Below are 16,960 nucleotides of genomic sequence, written 5' to 3'. Positions count from 1 at the left end.
CAACTTTCAACTATCCCTTGCCGGCGGAAACCGGTGCACGGCAGCGATTTTGCGGCGCCAGGAGGGCACGAGAACCGAGCGCGTCACCGCCACCTGCTCGTAGGCATGAATGAAATGAGACGGCCCGACGAATATACCGGCATGCTTCACCATCGTGTCCGGTCGCCAGCGAAACAGCAGCAGATCGCTCGGCTGCATCTGCCCGAGGCCAAGTGCCGGGCCAAACAGCCGGATGCCGGCCTCCAGCAGCCTGTCCTCGCCGCCCCGTTCCGCCCAGTCGGGCGCATAGGGACCCACCGGTTCCGGCTCCTCGCCATAAAAATCCCGCCAGATGCCGCGGATCAGGCCGATGCAATCGCAGCCGATGCCGCGCGTTGCGCCCTGATGCCGATAGGGCGTGCCGATCCAGCTTTCCGCAATCGCAATGATCCGCTCGGCGCTCATTCGAACAGCGCTCCGCCGTCATGCAGCCGCTCGCCGTCCACATAGGAATAGGCGAAATCGGAGCCCGGCACATGCGGAAAGCCGCGGAAATTGAGAAGGTTCGCAAACCGCCCCCGGCACGTCGAAACCGTCTTGTCGCAACCGGCCGTCAGCGTCACCGCCTGCCCGGGAACGACTGCCTGCTCCAGCGGCAACCAGAATGTCAGCGCAGCCTTGCCGTCGGCGCGTCGCTCATGGACTTCAATATCGACCTGCGACCCGGCCGCAAATTCCGCGACGCCCCGGCCGAAAAATCCCTCTGCGAAACCTGACAGACCTGACACGACGATGCGGCTTTTATCAACGACCGCATCCACCACGCCATTCCCGCGCCAGGCCAAGAGGTCGACCCGGCAGCTGTTATCACCAAGGCTCGCGTCGCAGCGCCTGCCATAGACACGGCCCTGCGGCTGGCCCAGTCGATGCGCAAGGCTGCGCAGCTCCGCCCTGAACGCGCCGCCCGATCTGGAAACTTCGCCGATCTCGCGAATGTTCAGCAGCATATGCTGAGCCGGATCCGCCCAGTTCACCACGAACAGCTCGACCCGCGCGCCGTCATAGCGCCCGCTAGCCAGATCCGCCTCGTCGATCGCAGCGCTGGAGAGGCCGCCTTCCACCTCTTCCGCGCTGGCCGCCATGCCGAGCGCCTGTTCCGCCTCGCTTGCCGCAAACCCGCTTGCCGCCAGAAATGTCGTGCCGTCGAAGACCAGGTCGCGGTCATGCTCGGTAAACCCCAGAACCACCGCGTCGCGTCGCGTCACCCGCCAGCCGTAGCAGATCGTGGTCGCCTCGCCGATCAGATGGCCTGCCAGACCCGCCGGTATCGCCCTCATGCCAGCACCTCCGTCAATGGAATGGCCGGGATCCGCCCGGCGTCGAAATGCGCCAGATTGATCTCGATCCGGTCGGTATCGAAGCGCACGGCCACGTCGAATTCGAACCCGGCCCGCACGATCTGGCCTGGCGCCGGCACATGCCCGGCCGCAAACGTCACGGTACCGTTCGTCGTATCGACAGTGAACGAACTCGCCGCCTTCGCCACGCCGTCCACCGACACGACCACCGTTGCCGCCACCGGCTTGGTAATCCGTCGCTCCCAGCCGCCGGCCGCATCCGCATAGGTTTTCGTCAGGGAGAACGCAGCCGTCGCCCCGTCGCCGACCCCGATCTGCTGGTCGCTTGCCGAGATCGCCTGGCCCGGCCCACAGGATTTCCAGTCGACCGGATCGCGAAACCTGAAGCCGTAGAGCTGGCCGCCACGCGCCTCGAAGAACTCCAGAACCGCATAGAGATCGGCAACCGATTTCACCCCGGATCCGGCCTCATAGCTTCGCCGCGAATCCCGCCAGCGCTGGTTGCGGCTTTCGCGTCCATTCGACAGGTTGACGATATCGGTCCGGCGCACAGGCCCGCCGGAGGCGCCAAGCGCCACCCGCAGCGGAAAGCGCACTTCATGAAATCCGCTCATCGCTGCTCCTCACAATCCTCTGTTTCCGCGCGAAACGCTGCGTGCCAGCATGGCCGAAATCTGGCCCTCGCTTTTGCGGAAGCTTGCCGCATCGGTCGCCGTCACGTTGAACACCACCTGCGCTCCCCCGCCGCCGCCAGCTGACGCCACACCGAGCGCCCCGTCCGCGCCGCGCCGAAGCGGCAGGATCGCCTCGGCACCCGCCTCGCCCATCAGCCCGGTGCCGCCGCCCATCGAAAAGAAAGTCGGCGCCCGCACGACACCGCCATCGGCAAACGGCGTCACCGAACCGATCAGCCCGCTCACTGCATTGCCGAGCAGGCTTTCGAGCGGCTTCAGCCCTGCCGATAGCGAAATATCCGCCAGCCGGTTGCCGAGCCCCTTCAGCACGTCGTCCAACCCCTTGCCCCCGGTCGTCGCCGTGCTCAGTGCACTGGTCAAAGCCCGGCCGAACCGGTCCGAACGCGCCTCAAGATCCGCCATCACGCCAGACAAGGCTTCAGCCCCCGCCACCGCCGCGCCAAACGTCTCGTCATCTGGATCCATCGCATCCGCTCCCGTTCACATCGAAGATCAGCCGGCTCGCAAAATCACGCTCCATCCGGAAAAGCCCGCATCAGCGTCTCCAGCCCGGCACGCTCGATCGACATCGCGCGTTTGATCAGACCACCGGTTGCAGCAAACAGTTCTCTTGGCGTCAGCGCCCAGAATTGCGGTGCGGAAAGCCGCAGCAGGCAGAGACCGGCGTGCATCGCCGCATCCCATGGAAAAGGCTCAAACGTCTGCGCCTTCCCGCCCGCTGCGGCCATCAAGGGTTTGCCGGTGATGTGCCCTCATCCGTGCCGAAGGCCGCGCTCAGCAACTCGCCGACGATCCGCGCGCAGGAAAGTATCCCGCCATCGACACTCATCGCCGCCGCCTCGTCGTCGGTGATCATGTTGCCGCCGCCGCGCAGGCCCGCCCCGATGATGCGGATCATGTCGGCTGCCTTCATACGCCCGGAGGAAAACCGCTTCGCGAGCTCCGTCAGATCGCTGGCCGCAAAGGCCGTTTCCAGTTCCGCCAACGCGCCGAGCGTCAGGCACAGGATCCGCCGCTCGCCGTCCATTTCGGCCTCCACCTCGCCACGGCGGCGGTTGGCCCGTCCATGCATGCCCATGAAATCCCCCTTTCATGCTCCTACAATGCTGTGAAACTCACGACGCCGGCGGATTCGAGCGCAATCTCGAACCGGATTTCGCCATTGTGCTCGCCGGAATATTCGAGCGCCGTCACCTGGAACGCCCCCGCGAGCGTTGCGAAACTGGGGATGATGATCTGCCAGGAGAGGATCGTGCCGGCAAAGAACGTGCTGCGCACCAGCGCGTCGCTCGTGCCGTCCTTGAAGATGCCCGAACCGCTCATCGATGCCCGCTGCACCCCCGCCCCGCCCATAAGCTCGCGCCAGCGCCCGGTACTTTCGGCATCGGTAATGTCGACCGTTTCGGCGTTGAAGGCGATCCGCCTGGAGCGCAGCCCCGCCACGGTCAGAAACGTCCCGCTATTGTCCACCTTCAGGAGAAGGTCCTTGCCCTTCTGTGCCACCATGTCCCGATCCTTTTTTTCCAACCGCTTTGAAGTATTGATGCTTTCGGGTTGCGTGCCGACCTGCTAAAGCCGCGGGGCACATCCCCTTGCCCGCTTCCCATCGCGATATCGCATTGACCAAGTCCCCCCTCCGGTCCGCCCGGACCACTGGCGTTCTCGCCATCACGCAACTCATCGGCTGGGGCACCACGTTCGAAAGCCTCGGCGTTCTCGGTCGCTCCATCGCGCCCGATCTCGGCCTAGCCAACGAAATGGTGTTTGCCGGATTGTCGGTGATGATGCTCGCCAGCGCGTTTTGTGGTCCGCTCGTCGGCCGGCTGCTCGGGCGCCACGGGGCGGCCAAGGTTCTCGCTGCCGGTTCCGTATTCTTCTGCGTCGGGCTGCTCGTGCTGTCCGTCTCGAACGGCCTGCCGCTTTATGCGGTCGCGTGGATCCTGCTCGGTGCCGGCGGCGCCTTTTGCCTGTCGGCACCGGCCTATGCCGCGGTGGTCGAGCGTGAAGGCACGAAGGGTCGTCGCAGCATCACCATCCTGATGCTGTTTACCGGCCTCTCCGCGACCATCTTCTGGCCGCTGCTCAGTCTCGGAAACGATCTCATCGGCTGGCGCACCACCATGATGGTCTGCGCTTTCCTGCATCTGTTCGTCTGCGTGCCGCTCTATTTCTTTGCCCTGCCGAAGCCGATCGCCTGGGACACCGCAGATGCCGGCGTCGATGCGCCGCCGGTTGCTTTCACCAAGCGGCAAGGCAAGCTCGCCTTCCTTCTTGTCGCCACCGCCACCACCATTGCCTCCTTCGCATCCTACGGCGTGTCGCCGTCGCTTCTGGAACTGTTGCGGCAATCCGGTGCGACGCCGGAGTTTGCCCTGCAGCTTGCCGCAGCGCGTGGCGTCATCGGCATTTCGGCGCGTGCCTTCGATATGCTGCTCGGCAAGCGCGGCAATCCGTTCATCACGGCAGTGACCGGCAACAGCTTTATGATCCTCGGCTTTCTCAGCCTCATCGTCCTGCCGTCGTCGACCGCAACGCTGTGGATCTTCATCGGGCTCTACGGCATCGGCTCGGCCGTCCTGCAGGTCGCAAAGGCGCTGCTGCCGCTCGCCCTGTTTTCACCACGCGACTACGGCCGCCAGGCCGCACGGCTGTCCATGCCGCAAAACCTTGCCAATGCGCTCGCCCCCGTCGTGTTCACAGCACTGCTCGATCGTTCGGGCGCGCTGACGGTTCTCGTCGTCACCGTTCTTCTGGCCGGCTCGGCGCTTACCGGCATCCTCTTTCTGATGCATCTCGTCCGGCAGAGTAACCGCATGGCGGCCTCTCACTCGGTCACCGCGCGATAACGCAGCTCGACCTGAAGATACCGCGTGTTCGGCTCGCGCCTTGTGCGCGATCCCGTCCGCAACAGGCTCACCAGCACAAACCCTTCCAGCGTCAGCGCCGCATCGTGCAGCAGCGTGTCCACCCGGCTTGCAATCTCCTGCGCCTGCCGACGTCCCTCGGCCTGCGACCACACCGTGATGGTCAGGCTATGCGCCTCGCCCGGTTCCGTACCGGTCGAATAGTCACGCGTCTCCCACTCTCCGAACGCGATCGCCGGCAGCTTCGGCTTCGGCATCAGTCGGTCATGAACACCGCCTTGACCGACCAGCGCCGTCAGTGCCGCGTCGCCGGTCAGCCGCGCATGCACCGCCTTCATCAAGGCGTTGGAGGCTGAGGTCATGGTGCCTGCTCCTCGCATTGGCAGACCAGATAGCGCCCGGTCTCGTCAGGGTCGCGCACCAGCTTCAGCAGGAAGATCCGCGCGCCCTTGGTCAGCCTCTGCCCGGCTGCGACATCGCCGCGATACCGGATCCAGATCCGGTGACTGACCGTGCCCACCTCGGCGCTTGCCGCTTCCGTCACCACGAAGGAAACCGGCTCGATCTTCGCCCAAACGGCCGCCACCGGCTGCCAGATTACGGTCGCACCGCCCTGACCATCGGATACGGAAACTGGTGCCTCCAGCTCCAGTCGGGCAGTCATCTGGCCGGGGTCGAGAAACACCACCATCACAGCCTCCGCATGCGAAAGGGTGCGATCAGGCGCTCATAGCCATCAGGAATTCCCGCCGGCTGCTGGTCGGGCGACAGCACGCCGCGGAAGGCAAACATATGGCCGATATGGATCAGCATCGCCCGCTTCAGCGTATCCGGCACATCGGTCCCGGCCTCGCCATAGCCCGCGGTAAAATCGATCTCGATGCCGTTCAGCACCTGGCCGGGATCGATCGTCGAGCGCAGCCACAGTCGCGCTGGTCGCCCCTTGCCGTCGAGCAGATGGTCTTCAAGCGAAACATGAACCGCAGTGCCTGCAGCATCGTAAACCGTAACAGTCTGAATCGCTTGCACCGGAGACTTCAGCATGCGGATCACGCCGTCGCACGGCCAGAAGTCGAGATAGAGCCGCCAGGACTGCGCCATCAGGCACAAGCCCGTCTCGCGTTCCAGATGCTCGCGGGCAGTCGCAATCAGCGATCCGATCAGCGCATCCTCGTCGGCACCGTCAAGGCGCAGATGCGCCTTCGCCTCGGCAAGCGTCAGCGGTTCCGCGAGAGGCGGAGTAGTCTGGGCATAGGTCATGGGGATCCTCGTCGAAGATGATATCCGGCCCTGCCCCACCCTCTCCCCGCAGCGGGAAGAAGGTGGGGATGGCCGGATGACGGGTCGTTCCGGCAAGCTTCGGTACGCCTGGCCGATCAGCTGACGGCGAACCGCACCAGCTTGATCGCCTCGAAGTTCTGCACCCCGCCGCCGACCCGCTTGGTGGTGTAGAACAGCACATAGGGCTTGGCGGAATACGGATCGCGCAGGATGCGCACACCGGCCCGATCGACCACGAGATAGCCCGAGCGGAAGTCTCCGAAAGCCAGCGAGGTCGAGCTGGCGGCGATGTCGGGCATCTCCTCGGCTTCTGCGATCGGAAAGCCCATCAGCGAGGCGGCCTGGCCTGCACTTGCCGGCGGGCGCCACAGGTAGTTGCCGTCGACATCCTTGAACTTGCGGATATCGGCCTGCACCTTGCGGTTCATCATGAATGTGCCGTTCTGACGGTGTCCGGCCTTGAGCGCGTAGATCACCTCGATCAGCGTGTCGGAGGGATTGGTCGCCTTCCAGCCGCCGGCAACGCCGGTTGCGATATAGCCGAGGCTGCCCCAGGCCCAGCTCGCATCGGCAACAGCCGTATAGGCGAGAAAGCCCTTCGGCTTGTTTACCCCGTCACCGCGCACGAAGGCATCGCCCTCCTGCTCGGCAAACACGATGTCCACCTCGCCGGCGATCCACGCCTCCATGTCCACAGCCGCGTCTTCAAGCAGAGCCTGGGTGGCGGCCGGCATGGCGTAGAGTTCCATCGTCGGGAAGGCGAGTTCGGCCAGAAGCGGCGTGTTGGTCTGCGGCCGCGCCGCCGTTTCCGCCACCCAGCCGGTGGTGAGACCCGTCGTCGAGAACGGTTTCTTCAGGACGGAGGTCGAGACGGTGCGCACGGTCGACAGCGCCCGCATCGGCGACACGACTGACACGCGGCGGCCGATTTCCGTGTCAGTCTCCGGCGGCACCAGATAGCCGCCATCGGCGCCGACCCCGACGGAGAACGCCTTCGCCTCCAGCTCGCGCAGACCATTGTCCTCGCCGCGACGGATATAGGCGTCGAACCCCGCCTTGTGCTCCATCGCCTCAGGCGAAAGCTCGGCACTCTGGCCGTAGCCACTTCTTCCACCAAGCGGCGGTCGCGCCTTCTTCAGCGCCAGCTGGTCCAGCACCCGTTTCTGGTCGTCCATCGCCCGGTTGATGCGGTCCACTTTGTCGCGGGTCACCACATCGGCGGTCAGCTTCTGCTCGATCTCGCCGAGCCTTCGGTCATTGACGTCCTTGAACGCCTCGAACGCCTCCATGAATTCGTCGAGCGCCGCCGTCACCGTCTCAGGTACGGCTTTCACTTCCGGCGCCACGGCGCCACTTCCCTGCACATGTCCCGTCATCATGTCCTGTCCTTCTCCATTAAGCCTTGTTCTGCCTGAACGACGATCTCCACATCAGCTTCGCCGCCCGCCGCATCTGGCGAACGAGCTCCGTCTCGCGGTCGCGGAAGAAGCGCTGATGCTTGACGTCGGACACCCGTGCCGATGGCAGCATCGGAAAGGTCACGACGGAGATTTCCCAAAGATCCGCCTCGAGAATGCGCCGCACCCCCGTCTTGGCGTCGGTGCGGGCCCGTACGGTTCGAAAGCCGATCGAGAGCCCGTCCAGCGCACCGGATTTCATCAGCGCCAGCACTTCCCTCGATCGGGCCACGCCGGGCGACAGCACGCCTTCGACGAACAGCCCGCGACCATCCTCACGGATCGTCTTCCAGGCGCCGATCGGCTCGTTCGGGTCGTGCTGATAAAGCATGCGCACCCCCGGTGCGCCGCGTTCGACAAGCGAGGAGAGAAACGCCCCCCGTTCGATCCGGTCACGACCGAGATCGACCTCGCCGAACACGCTGGCATAACCGGAAAACGTGCCGTCGCCGGCAATGCCGGCCAGTTCCAGATTGGCGAATTTGCGCACATTCGGGCGCATGGGCGGGCGTTGCCCGCGGTCAGCGTGCATCGAGATCTCCTGCAAAGTCATTGGAATTGCTGAACCCCATCCGCTCGCGGCGGCGGCCGCTTGCGGCAGAGGAGGTTCGTCGTCGGGAGCGCCTTACTCCCTGCGCCGCCCGTATCGCTCGGCTAAGCGCGACAGCGCGCCCAGCACCCACCAGGCCGAAAGGCTGGCGGCAGCCGATCCCGCCAGCAAGGTCTCCGGCTCGGGAAGCTCACCGCTGATCCCCAGCCGTGCCATCAGCCACAGCCCGGCCGGCCCGCCGAAGATCAGTCCGCAGGCCACCCCGGTCAGAAACCGGCTCGCCGCCTCGTGCCCGCTTTTCGGCAGGAGATAGACCAGCGAAACGCCCGCACCCGCCACCGCACCTGCGGTCCGCGCAGCCCAAACGCCAAGCGTTCCCGGATCATGCCCAAGGTCAGCCATCGTTAAACTTTCTGGGTTATGTTGAGAGTGTCAGCCGGTAAGCGGATCTTCATCCGCAACCGCCAAGGCCTCGCGCATCTTCACGCGCCACATGAGGCTGGCAGGTTTTCATCAATCCCCTGAATCGCTTGAGAGACAGCGTTGACGAGTTGAGTCAGGGGGGTGAGAAGTTGAGTCTCTCAGTTTCCGTCGTCTGCCGGTGCGTCCGCTAAAAGATCGGGCGGCAGCTGACGGCCGTGTCGAATGTGGGAAACGGAGACGATCCCCTTCTCCATCCTGTAGTCGATGACATACTCGCCGGACACGAAACGGCGCCGGCCTTCCAGCGCCTCAATCGGGCTCCCGGCTTGCGGATAGTCCAGCAAGAGCCGCATCGATCCCCGCAACTGCCGCAGCACCGCTTCGGCGGCGCGCGGATTGAAACGCTCCAGATACCGCTGCTCGCTTCTCAGAAAGAGCGCCGCATCCTTGGAGAGCCTGATCCGCATCAGGCGGCGTCGCTCTTCTTCTCGTCGAGCACCTCCGCGAAGAACTCCTCCGCATCGACGAATTCGCCGCGCGCAATTTGTTCCTCGCCCTTGCGGATCTGCAGGATGTCATTCCCCTCCGCCATCAGATAATATTTCAGCGCCCGGACGATCACCCAGCTCCTGCTGCGATCCGAAGTCTCGGCGATCTTCTCGATGTCGTCGAGAATGTCCTGCGGCACGCGCAGCGTGATCGGGTCCGAGAGAGCGGGCTTTTCGGATTTGGCGTCTGCCATGACGATCTCCATTTGTAATACACCGTATTACAAATTACACCCTGCGCCGCGATCGCGCAATCACGCCGAATATCCCACAGCCTCGCGCTTCTCGTCCTCGGTCAGGAACCCTGCAGCGCCAATCCGCGCCCACAGCGCCTCGCGCTCGGCCGAAAGCCCCGCCACCCGGTCGAGATCCGGCTCCAGCCGAAGTCCCTCTCCGAAAGCGTCCGAAAGCCAGGCGGAAAAGCTTGCGGCGGTGCGGGCGATCAGCGGCAACACGGTCAGGCGGTAGAAGGCGCGGTTCGCCTCCTGGTAATTGGCATAGGTATTGTCGCCGGGAATGCCGATCAGCATTGGCGGCACGCCCAGCGCCAGCGCAATGTCGCGGGCAGCACCGTTCTTTGCCTCTATGAAATCCATGTCCTTCGGCGAAAGCCCCATCACCTTCCAGTCCAGCCCGCCTTCCAGAAGCAGCGGCCGCCCGGCATTGACCGCGCCTGAATAGCCCGCCTCCAGTTCGTCCTTCAGCCGCTGATACTGATCCGCGGAAAGATTGCCGCCATCCTTCGGCTGGTAGACCAGCGCGCCAGAGGGTCGTGCGGAATTGTCGAGCAGCGCCTTGTTCCAGCCCGCTGCCGCATTGGAAAGGTCAAGCGCCGCCCCTGCTGCCACCAACGGCGACAGGCCGCTATGGTCGTCGAGCGGATGAAACAGCTTCAGATGCAGCAGCCCCGGCCCGTCGCGATCGACGGCAAGCCGCCGCGTCACCTGCCCGGCGCGATAATCATAGGCCGCAATCCAGCCGTCGCGCCCCTCGACGACGCTCACCCGGTCCGGCCGCAGCAAATGCAGTTCCCGCAGGTCTCCGCCAAGCGCCAGCGGCTCCACATAGGCATTGCCGGACAACAGCAGATGCCCGTACAGCGCCTCGAAGAAATCCGGCCCGCTCTGGCGCCCGTTCGGTCGTGCCAGAAGCGCCAGCGCCGGATGATCGGCTGCCTCGCTCGTCCCCCGATAGGCGAGCCACGGCACGGCGGCGGCAGCTTCGGCCACCATCCGCATGGCCCGATAGGCGATCGGGTTCTTCATGAACCCGGCCTTTGCCAGAGCCGCATAGGACCGCCCGGACCAGTGCGCCGCGCCATCGCCAGATACGATCGCAAAGCCCGACGATAGCCCCGACGTCGCCTTGGTTTCCTGAGGCGGCGCGATGCGGGAAAGCCCAGGAAGCCGGAATGGAAATCTCATCGTTTCATCCTTCACTCGATCCGGGATCAATTCCCTCTGAAGACGTTCAGGCCGCCATCGCCGCATCGTCCCGCAGCGCTGCCGCGAACGCTTTCGCGTACCCCGCCACCTGCGCCGCCCGGTCATTGCCATTGATGATTTTTCGCGCCCCGACCCAGTCCGATTTCCCAGGGCCGAAATAATCGCCGAGCTTGCGGCCGGTGAAACTGCCGGCCCGCATGCCCTCGATCAGGATTTTTACTGCCACATCCATCTCCATGGCGCGATGAGGTGCCGTGACCAGATCGATCCCTGTCAGCGCCGACATTTTCTGGTAGTTGCGCCTGTGGGTCAGTTGCACGAGCCCGCGCCCCAGCCAGGTGCGGCCATCGGCATCGTAACGCCAGTACGGCGTCTTCACCGTCCGCAGCCGGCCGGCGCTGTAAGCGCTTTCCAGCCGCACCACCGCAAGCTGATCGGTCTTGGCCAGCGTTTCGCGCACCGGCTGCATCGTCGCTGCCGTCTCGTGAAACGCGGTCGCCAGCGCATAGGCAAGCGCCGCGGGGCCTTCGATGGGGTTGCGCGCCTCCCATGCCTCCAAAACAGCAGCCAACCCGGCCACCTGACCACTTGCCAACCGCCCGCTGAACGGGTTCCTGCGCACGTGATCGAAGAAAAAACTGCGCTCGTATCCCATGTTAATCCTACCCCTTTACCGCGTTCGAAGGTTTCAATCGGTTTAGAAAAAACTAAATCGTTTTAGTCTGTTAGTGACGATTTACTTCGGAGTAAGGATGTGGAACCAATCCAACCATGCGACGTTCATAGGGGCGCACCACCATGATGGTGCAGCGCACAATCCGGAGATCATGATGATGCAGCAGACCGCCCAGACAGCCGCCACGAAATCGGTGCCGCAGCACGTCCTCGAGCGCATGGAATCCGAATGGAAGCAGATGCGCGACAGCGCTCCGGCTGTGCCGGCCAAAAGCTGAATTGCAACTGTTGGCAGTAGCCGACTGTCAGATATAGAACGCTTGAGCGGCCCTATCCGGGCCGCTTTTCGTTGCGCGGTCCACCAGAAGCGCCACACCGGGCCTAGGCTCAAATCCCCCTCACCCGCGGCTCGCCCTGGCCGTCCAAAACAAGCGCCGTCAGCGCCCAGACCAGCGCATCCAGCCGGTCCGGCGAGCGTCCCGATGACAGTCCGTTGGGTCCGAAATCGCACATCTGGTCCTCCAGCTCCGCAAACCGTCCCGCATGCACCACCCGTCCCTGCTCGTAGAGGGCGGCGACCGGTTCGGCGCGGGCAAACTTCCCGCGGGATGCATGCACCACCGTCACCGGCAGGTTGGCGTCGATGCTTTTCAGCATCGCCGGCACCATGTCGCCGCCCTGGTTGCCCTCGGCCACGACGCGGTCGGCCGAAAACCGCGAATACGCCTTCACCACGGCCTTTGCCCAGCCGCCCGGCGTCTGGCCGGTCACCGAACAATCGGCCAGCACCACGGCCCGGCCAGGCGAACCTTCGCTTGCCTCGACACCCGCCACGACAATGCCGCAGCAGGAGTTTTCACCGGATCCCGAGGGCGGATCGACCGCCACCACGATGCGCCGCAGAACCCCGGTAAAGCGCGTCACGCAGGCCTCGAGGTCGGTGCGCTTCCACAGCGCGTCGTCGCGATCCTCGATCAGCTCGCCGCCAAGTTCCTGACGACCAAGTCTCGTCCCGCCATAGCGTCGCTCCAGCGCCGCGATAAAGCCCGGTGCCAGATTGCCGGCGTTACCGGCTGTGGAGATCTTGATCAGCCGCGTGCCGGGGTCGGCAATCAGTTGCTTCAGCACCGGCACCGGTCGCGGCGTGGTCGTCACCAGTTGGCGCGGATCGAGTCCCAGCCGCAGGCCGAACTGCAGCATGTCGAACGTTTCCTGCGCATGCTTCCATTTGCCGATCTCGTCGCACCAGGCGTAATGAAACTGCGGCCCTCGCAGGGCTTCCGGATCCTCGGAGGAAAAGATCTGCGCCACCGTGCCGTTCGGCCAGACCAGCCGTTTGCGTGTAATCTCGAATTCGGGCCAGTGCCGTGCCGCAATCCGGCAGATGCCGGACACACCGTCCACCATCACCTCGCGGGCATCGCCCAGCGTTTCCGCCACGAGCGCGATGCGTAGATCGGACCGCTCTCCAGCCGCACACGCCAGCGCATGCACCCATTCGGCGCCCGCCCGCGTCTTGCCGGATCCGCGCCCGCCCATGATCAGCCACGTCCGCCAGTCGCCCTCTGGCGGCCTCTGTCCGGGAAGCGCCGTAAACGCCCAATCCCGGTCGAGACCGGCCACAAACCCGTCAAACGCGTTCTCTCCCGGACCAGGCTCGTCACAGCTCTCCGCCGGCACCGAGTCCGGAGCGCGGGGCACGCCCATCGCACCGGCCAAAACCATTCCGGCCTCCAGATCCCGTGCACTCTTCTCCCTGACATCAGCGATGCCAGACATGCCCGCCCTGAATGACGCGGATGCCTTTACCGCCTCACCCGTGATCTTCTCTGCGGCCCGCCGCATCTTGCGCTGGCTGGGTTCCTCTCGCTGGAAGCCTTTGCGCCACCCATCCCGGTGGGCCATCGCGTTTCCAGGCTTCGAAATACCCAAAGGCTGTTTCATTGGCGCGATCCTCGATCATCCGGACGAAGCGGGCCTTCGCCTCTTCGTATCCGCCGGCATCGGCCAGCCTGTCGGCCTCCACCTGCCGGTCGCGGGACAGCTGACGCTGCAGCGCATCGACCTTTTCCAGCGTGCGCACGATCAGGCTCATCGCATCGGTCGCCGCCTTCACATCGGCCCGCGCCAGTTTCTGCGACGCCTCGTTGCCGTCAGCTGACACCGCGTCGTCGGCCTCGCTGGACAACAGCCCGGACGCCGCTTCCCGCATCGTCCGGAACGTGGCGAACTGCTGGCGCATCTCCGCCGTCATCTCGTTCAAAAGCTGCCGCAGTTCATCTGCGGGCTTCAGCTCGGTTTCCGCAGACTTGATCTCCAGCAGAACGTTTCGAACCGTCTCTTCCAGTTCGGCATCCTGCGTCACGTCGTCATCCGCGTCGTAAAGCGGTTCGTCCGTCCACAGGCCGAACAGGTCTGGATCAAAACCGGCGAGAGCATCGGAACGGTTCATGGCAGATCTCCACAGCCGAAAAACCCGCCGCGCCGGCTTGCCGTCGCACGTTCGGTTTCGATATCGATGTCCTGGAAAAAAAAAGGGCCCGGAGGTCAATCCGAGCCCTGACTGGAAGCCTTGCGGCGGTCGGGGCGTGAAGCCTCTCCCGACGCAACTCTTCGACTATGCCTAAACACTACCCGACAACCGTCACGCCGTCAAGGATTAAATTCCTATCTCGAAAATTTTACCAGAGCAGCTTCTCCCTCACGTCCCGCAGAAGGTGCGCGCAACCTTCTGTTCCGCCGTCGGCGCAATCGCGTAGTCGGCAAATTCCGGCCGCTCTTCGAACGGTTTTTCGAGCGCCTCCACCAGCTTTTCAAAGAAGCTGAAATCACCGTAATTGGCAGCCGCGATTGCTTCCTCGATCCGGTGGTTGCGGGCGATCAGCCACGGATTGACGCCGCGCATCTCTGTTGCCACGTCCGCCGGACCGCGACCCTCCTCAGCCAGCCGCTCGTTCCATTTCGGCAACCATTCCTGCAGCTTGGCCGTATCCGAGAAACAGGCGAGCAGGTCGTCGTCGTGTCCTTCCGCGGCGTTGCAGAGCGCTCGGAACGTCCGCGTGAAATCCGCTTCGTTTTCCTCCATTGCAGAAAGCAGTCCCTGCACGAGATCGCCATCACCGTCGCGCGCGGTGACCAGACCGAGCTTTGCGCGGAACACCTCGATCCAGTGCGCCTGGAACGTGTCGCCGAATGCCTTCAGGACAGCATTGGCCGCTTCCACCGCCTTTTCCTCGTCGGCATCGATCAGCGGCACCAGCGCCTCGGCAAGCCTTGCGATGTTCCACTGGCCGATGCCCGGCTGGTTGCGATAGGCGTAGCGTCCCTGCCGATCAATCGAGGAAAACACCTTCATCGGATTGTATTCGTCGAGAAAGGCGCAAGGACCGAAGTCGATCGTCTCGCCTGAAATCGTCATGTTATCGGTGTTCATCACGCCATGGATAAAGCCAACGCCGAGCCAGCGGGCGATCAGTTCCGCCTGCCGGTCGGCCACCGCCTTCAGCAGCGCCAGATAAGGGTTCTGCGCCCCCATCAGGTCAGGATAATGCCGCTCGATCACATAGTTCGCCAGCGTCCGCACGCCCTCCGTATCGCCGCGGGCGGCAAAGAACTGGAACGTGCCCACCCGCACATGGCTTGCCGCAACCCGCACGAACACAGCGCCCTGCTGCTCCTGCTCGCGCTGGACAAGCTCACCGGTCGAAACCGCCGCAAGCGCCCGCGTCGCCGGAATGCCAAGCGCATGCATGGCCTCGGACACGACATATTCGCGGATGACAGGCCCAAGCGCTGCCCGCCCGTCGCCACGGCGCGAAAACGGCGTCGGCCCCGCACCCTTCCATTGGATGTCGCGGCGCTGTCCGGCACGGTCCATGACTTCGCCGATCAGGATCGCCCGCCCGTCGCCAAGCTGCGGCACGAAATTGCCGAACTGGTGCCCGGCATAGGCCATGGCAAGCGGCGATGCCCCCTGCGGCACGACATTGCCGGAAAGCACCGCGGCCAGCCGGTCGGGATCCGAAAGATCCGCCTCGACGCCCAGTTCCGCTGCCAGTTTCTGGTTGAACCTCAGAAGCTTCGGCCCTTCCACCGGCTCCGGATAGACGGAGGCGAAGAACCGATCCGGCAGGCGGGCATAGGAATTGTCGAACTGGAACACGGGATCTCTCCTTCGGCCCTTTCAGGGGCTTGGTCTCGGGTATGTGCTTGAGTCTGGTCTGTGGCGTATCCTTAATATGGGGTCTCGCGCCTGCGGAACAAGCAAGATCAGCCCTTATTGCCCGCCTTCAACCGCACCCCGAACCCGAGCAGAAACGTCACCAGCGCCGCGGCTGCGGAGGTCCCGTAAAGCCAGTAGGCGACCTGCCCGGGATCGCCTTGCGACAACTGCCGTGTCAGCCCGGTCGCTGCCGCGATCATGCCGGCAAGCGCCGATCCGACGGCGTAGCCGGCCGTCGACATGGTCGGCAAAAGCGCGCTAGCCCGGTCACGCTCCTCGTCGCCGGCGGCCTCCATCGAGGCCTGGTTGATCGCCGCCCACGACAGACCGAAACCGGTGCCGATCGCCATCTGGCTCAGGACCACGAGCAGGATCTCCCGGACGTCGATCGATATCGCGATCATCAGGAAGCCCGCGAGCTGGAACAGCGGCCCGGCCCGCATCGCAAAGTGTCGTCCTTTTAGAGACTTGATCCGGCTGGAGGCCATCGCGACCGCGCTCCAGGTCAGTGCCATCGCCACCACGATATAGCCGACCGCCGCCGGTCCGATGCCCCAGACGTCGCGGATGATCAGAGCCAGATAGGTGGCACCAGACGCATGGCCCGCCGACATCAGGAACAGCATCCAGAACCCGTGGCCAAGCACCGATCCCAGCCTGAAAGCGCCAGTCGGAAACAGCCGCGGCCCAAGCTTTCCGTCTGTCGTCACGGTCAGCGCCAGCGCCAGTGATCCCAGCACCAGACAGGCGACCTGCCAGCCGATCACCCCCGTTGCGGACGACAGTGCGAAAATGAAGGATGCAGTCACGCAGAGCGCCACGGCCAGAGGCGCAAACGCGGCCTTTGCCGCGCTGCCGGTCTCGGGCGTCGTCAACAGCGTGAAAAGACCAAGCAGGATGAGAAACGGCGTCACCGCCAGAAACGCGGCATGCCACGAAAACGCCTCTGCGAGCAGCCCCCCGATCAGCGGCCCGAGCAGAGCCGCGACCGCCCAGACGGTTGCCTCCACCGCAAATACCTTCGCCGTCACCGCGGACGAGAAATTGGCCGGGATGAGGCTGTAGCAGATTGCCACGATCAGACCGTCGGCAATCCCCTGCAACAGTCTGCCCGCAACGATAAAGAAAAAGCTCGGCGCCAGAACCGCCATCAGACCGCCCAGCGAAAACAGCGCCATGGACCAGAACAAGCTGGATTTCACACCCAACCGATCGCGGAGATAGGCAGCACTGGTGCCGCCGGCGATCGAACCTATGAAATAGAGGCTGTAGACCCAGCTGAACCAGTCGCGCCCGCCAAGTTCGGCGGCGGCCAGCGGCATGGCGGCAACAATCGCGAACTGGTTGAAGGCATGCAACCCGATCCCGGCGGAGATCAGCCCCAGCATCAGGCCGTTCCGGCCGGACAAAAGCGTTTTCCATCCGGTGTCTGTTCTTGTCAGCACGGCATGCTCCCCGGTTCA

Annotated in this window: 23 protein-coding genes; 2 read left to right on the top strand and 21 right to left on the bottom strand. The window is 64.3% G+C overall.

Going from position 1 to position 16,960, the window contains the following annotated elements; all coding sequences use genetic code 11:
- Positions 1-6 precede the first annotated feature (6 nt).
- Genes J3A65_RS05940 through J3A65_RS05910 form a run of 7 tightly spaced genes read right to left on the bottom strand, consistent with a single transcriptional unit; the run spans position 7 to position 3,538 of the window.
- The gene (locus J3A65_RS05940; protein ID WP_209900271.1) at positions 7-444 is read right to left on the bottom strand and encodes an NlpC/P60 family protein; all 438 of its coding nucleotides are present in this window, start codon (positions 442-444) and stop codon (positions 7-9) included.
- Positions 441-1,316 (bottom strand): DUF2163 domain-containing protein, encoded by an 876-nt coding sequence (locus tag J3A65_RS05935; protein WP_209900269.1) that lies wholly within the window; start codon positions 1,314-1,316, stop codon positions 441-443. Before J3A65_RS05935 ends, J3A65_RS05940 begins: the two co-directional genes overlap by 4 nt.
- On the bottom strand, positions 1,313-1,951 hold the full coding sequence (locus J3A65_RS05930; RefSeq protein ID WP_209900267.1) for a DUF2460 domain-containing protein: 639 nt from the start codon (positions 1,949-1,951) through the stop codon (positions 1,313-1,315). The genes J3A65_RS05935 and J3A65_RS05930 overlap by 4 nt, the downstream gene beginning before the upstream one ends.
- Positions 1,952-1,960: 9 nt before the next feature.
- Positions 1,961-2,497, bottom strand: a complete 537-nt coding sequence (locus J3A65_RS05925; protein ID WP_209900265.1) for a phage tail tape measure protein — start codon at positions 2,495-2,497, stop codon at positions 1,961-1,963.
- A gap of 44 nt (positions 2,498-2,541) precedes the next feature.
- Positions 2,542-2,760, bottom strand: a complete 219-nt coding sequence (locus J3A65_RS05920) for a rcc01693 family protein (protein WP_209900263.1) — start codon at positions 2,758-2,760, stop codon at positions 2,542-2,544.
- Complete coding sequence (locus tag J3A65_RS05915) at positions 2,760-3,104, bottom strand: gene transfer agent family protein (protein ID WP_209903350.1); 345 nt, start codon at positions 3,102-3,104, stop codon at positions 2,760-2,762. The genes J3A65_RS05920 and J3A65_RS05915 overlap by 1 nt, the downstream gene beginning before the upstream one ends.
- Before the next feature lie 26 nt (positions 3,105-3,130).
- Positions 3,131-3,538 carry a phage major tail protein, TP901-1 family gene (locus tag J3A65_RS05910; RefSeq protein WP_209900261.1) on the bottom strand — a complete coding sequence of 136 codons (408 nt, stop codon included), beginning with the start codon at positions 3,536-3,538 and terminating at the stop codon, positions 3,131-3,133.
- 113 nt (positions 3,539-3,651) lie between these two features.
- Here J3A65_RS05910 and J3A65_RS05905 point away from each other — a divergent pair, with 113 nt between their 5' ends.
- Complete coding sequence (locus tag J3A65_RS05905) at positions 3,652-4,878, top strand: MFS transporter (protein WP_209900259.1); 1,227 nt, start codon at positions 3,652-3,654, stop codon at positions 4,876-4,878.
- Here J3A65_RS05905 and J3A65_RS05900 read toward each other — a convergent pair.
- The 10 genes from J3A65_RS05900 to J3A65_RS05855 all read right to left on the bottom strand — a co-directional run bounded on the left by J3A65_RS05900 (position 4,857) and on the right by J3A65_RS05855 (position 11,261).
- Positions 4,857-5,258 carry a DUF3168 domain-containing protein gene (locus J3A65_RS05900; RefSeq protein WP_174195867.1) on the bottom strand — a complete coding sequence of 134 codons (402 nt, stop codon included), beginning with the start codon at positions 5,256-5,258 and terminating at the stop codon, positions 4,857-4,859. The genes J3A65_RS05905 and J3A65_RS05900 overlap by 22 nt on opposite strands.
- On the bottom strand, positions 5,255-5,590 hold the full coding sequence (locus J3A65_RS05895; protein WP_092661739.1) for a phage head closure protein: 336 nt from the start codon (positions 5,588-5,590) through the stop codon (positions 5,255-5,257). Before J3A65_RS05895 ends, J3A65_RS05900 begins: the two co-directional genes overlap by 4 nt.
- Entirely contained in the window at positions 5,587-6,156 is a 570-nt protein-coding gene (locus tag J3A65_RS05890) for a head-tail connector protein (RefSeq protein ID WP_209900257.1), read from the bottom strand. Before J3A65_RS05890 ends, J3A65_RS05895 begins: the two co-directional genes overlap by 4 nt.
- Before the next feature lie 116 nt (positions 6,157-6,272).
- The gene (locus J3A65_RS05885; protein ID WP_209900255.1) at positions 6,273-7,556 is read right to left on the bottom strand and encodes a phage major capsid protein; all 1,284 of its coding nucleotides are present in this window, start codon (positions 7,554-7,556) and stop codon (positions 6,273-6,275) included.
- 16 nt (positions 7,557-7,572) lie between these two features.
- A complete protein-coding gene (locus J3A65_RS05880) occupies positions 7,573-8,166 on the bottom strand; it encodes an HK97 family phage prohead protease (protein ID WP_209900253.1) in 594 nt (197 codons plus the stop codon).
- A gap of 93 nt (positions 8,167-8,259) precedes the next feature.
- Complete coding sequence (locus tag J3A65_RS05875; RefSeq protein WP_062453454.1) at positions 8,260-8,586, bottom strand: DUF6107 family protein; 327 nt, start codon at positions 8,584-8,586, stop codon at positions 8,260-8,262.
- Positions 8,587-8,765: 179 nt separating this feature from the next.
- The gene (locus J3A65_RS05870; RefSeq protein WP_113111204.1) at positions 8,766-9,074 is read right to left on the bottom strand and encodes a type II toxin-antitoxin system RelE/ParE family toxin; all 309 of its coding nucleotides are present in this window, start codon (positions 9,072-9,074) and stop codon (positions 8,766-8,768) included.
- Positions 9,074-9,349: a ribbon-helix-helix protein, CopG family gene (locus J3A65_RS05865; RefSeq protein ID WP_174195863.1), complete on the bottom strand. Its 276-nt coding sequence runs from the start codon at positions 9,347-9,349 to the stop codon at positions 9,074-9,076. The genes J3A65_RS05870 and J3A65_RS05865 overlap by 1 nt, the downstream gene beginning before the upstream one ends.
- A gap of 60 nt (positions 9,350-9,409) precedes the next feature.
- The gene (locus tag J3A65_RS05860) at positions 9,410-10,579 is read right to left on the bottom strand and encodes a phage portal protein (protein ID WP_209900251.1); all 1,170 of its coding nucleotides are present in this window, start codon (positions 10,577-10,579) and stop codon (positions 9,410-9,412) included.
- A 46-nt stretch (positions 10,580-10,625) separates the two neighbouring features.
- Positions 10,626-11,261: a hypothetical protein gene (locus tag J3A65_RS05855; RefSeq protein WP_062453458.1), complete on the bottom strand. Its 636-nt coding sequence runs from the start codon at positions 11,259-11,261 to the stop codon at positions 10,626-10,628.
- A 91-nt stretch (positions 11,262-11,352) separates the two neighbouring features.
- On the opposite strand from J3A65_RS05855, the gene J3A65_RS05850 reads away from it, so the two are divergent.
- Entirely contained in the window at positions 11,353-11,553 is a 201-nt protein-coding gene (locus J3A65_RS05850) for a hypothetical protein (RefSeq protein WP_062453459.1), read from the top strand.
- A gap of 109 nt (positions 11,554-11,662) precedes the next feature.
- Here the strand turns inward: J3A65_RS05850 and J3A65_RS05845 are convergent, their stop codons facing one another.
- The 4 genes from J3A65_RS05845 to J3A65_RS05830 all read right to left on the bottom strand — a co-directional run bounded on the left by J3A65_RS05845 (position 11,663) and on the right by J3A65_RS05830 (position 16,942).
- Positions 11,663-13,000 (bottom strand): terminase family protein, encoded by a 1,338-nt coding sequence (locus J3A65_RS05845; protein WP_245341487.1) that lies wholly within the window; start codon positions 12,998-13,000, stop codon positions 11,663-11,665.
- An 88-nt stretch (positions 13,001-13,088) separates the two neighbouring features.
- The gene (locus tag J3A65_RS05840; RefSeq protein WP_209900249.1) at positions 13,089-13,727 is read right to left on the bottom strand and encodes a hypothetical protein; all 639 of its coding nucleotides are present in this window, start codon (positions 13,725-13,727) and stop codon (positions 13,089-13,091) included.
- A 249-nt stretch (positions 13,728-13,976) separates the two neighbouring features.
- Entirely contained in the window at positions 13,977-15,437 is a 1,461-nt protein-coding gene (locus J3A65_RS05835; protein WP_209900247.1) for a protein adenylyltransferase SelO, read from the bottom strand.
- A 107-nt stretch (positions 15,438-15,544) separates the two neighbouring features.
- Positions 15,545-16,942, bottom strand: coding sequence for an MFS transporter (locus J3A65_RS05830; protein WP_209900245.1), 1,398 nt, complete (start codon positions 16,940-16,942; stop codon positions 15,545-15,547).
- Positions 16,943-16,960 lie beyond the last annotated feature (18 nt).

The organism is Rhizobium sp. PvP014, from assembly GCF_017876855.1.
GTDB classification, from domain to species: Bacteria; Pseudomonadota; Alphaproteobacteria; order Rhizobiales; family Rhizobiaceae; genus Neorhizobium; species Neorhizobium soli.
This window is presented reverse-complemented; position numbering and strand designations above follow the sequence as displayed.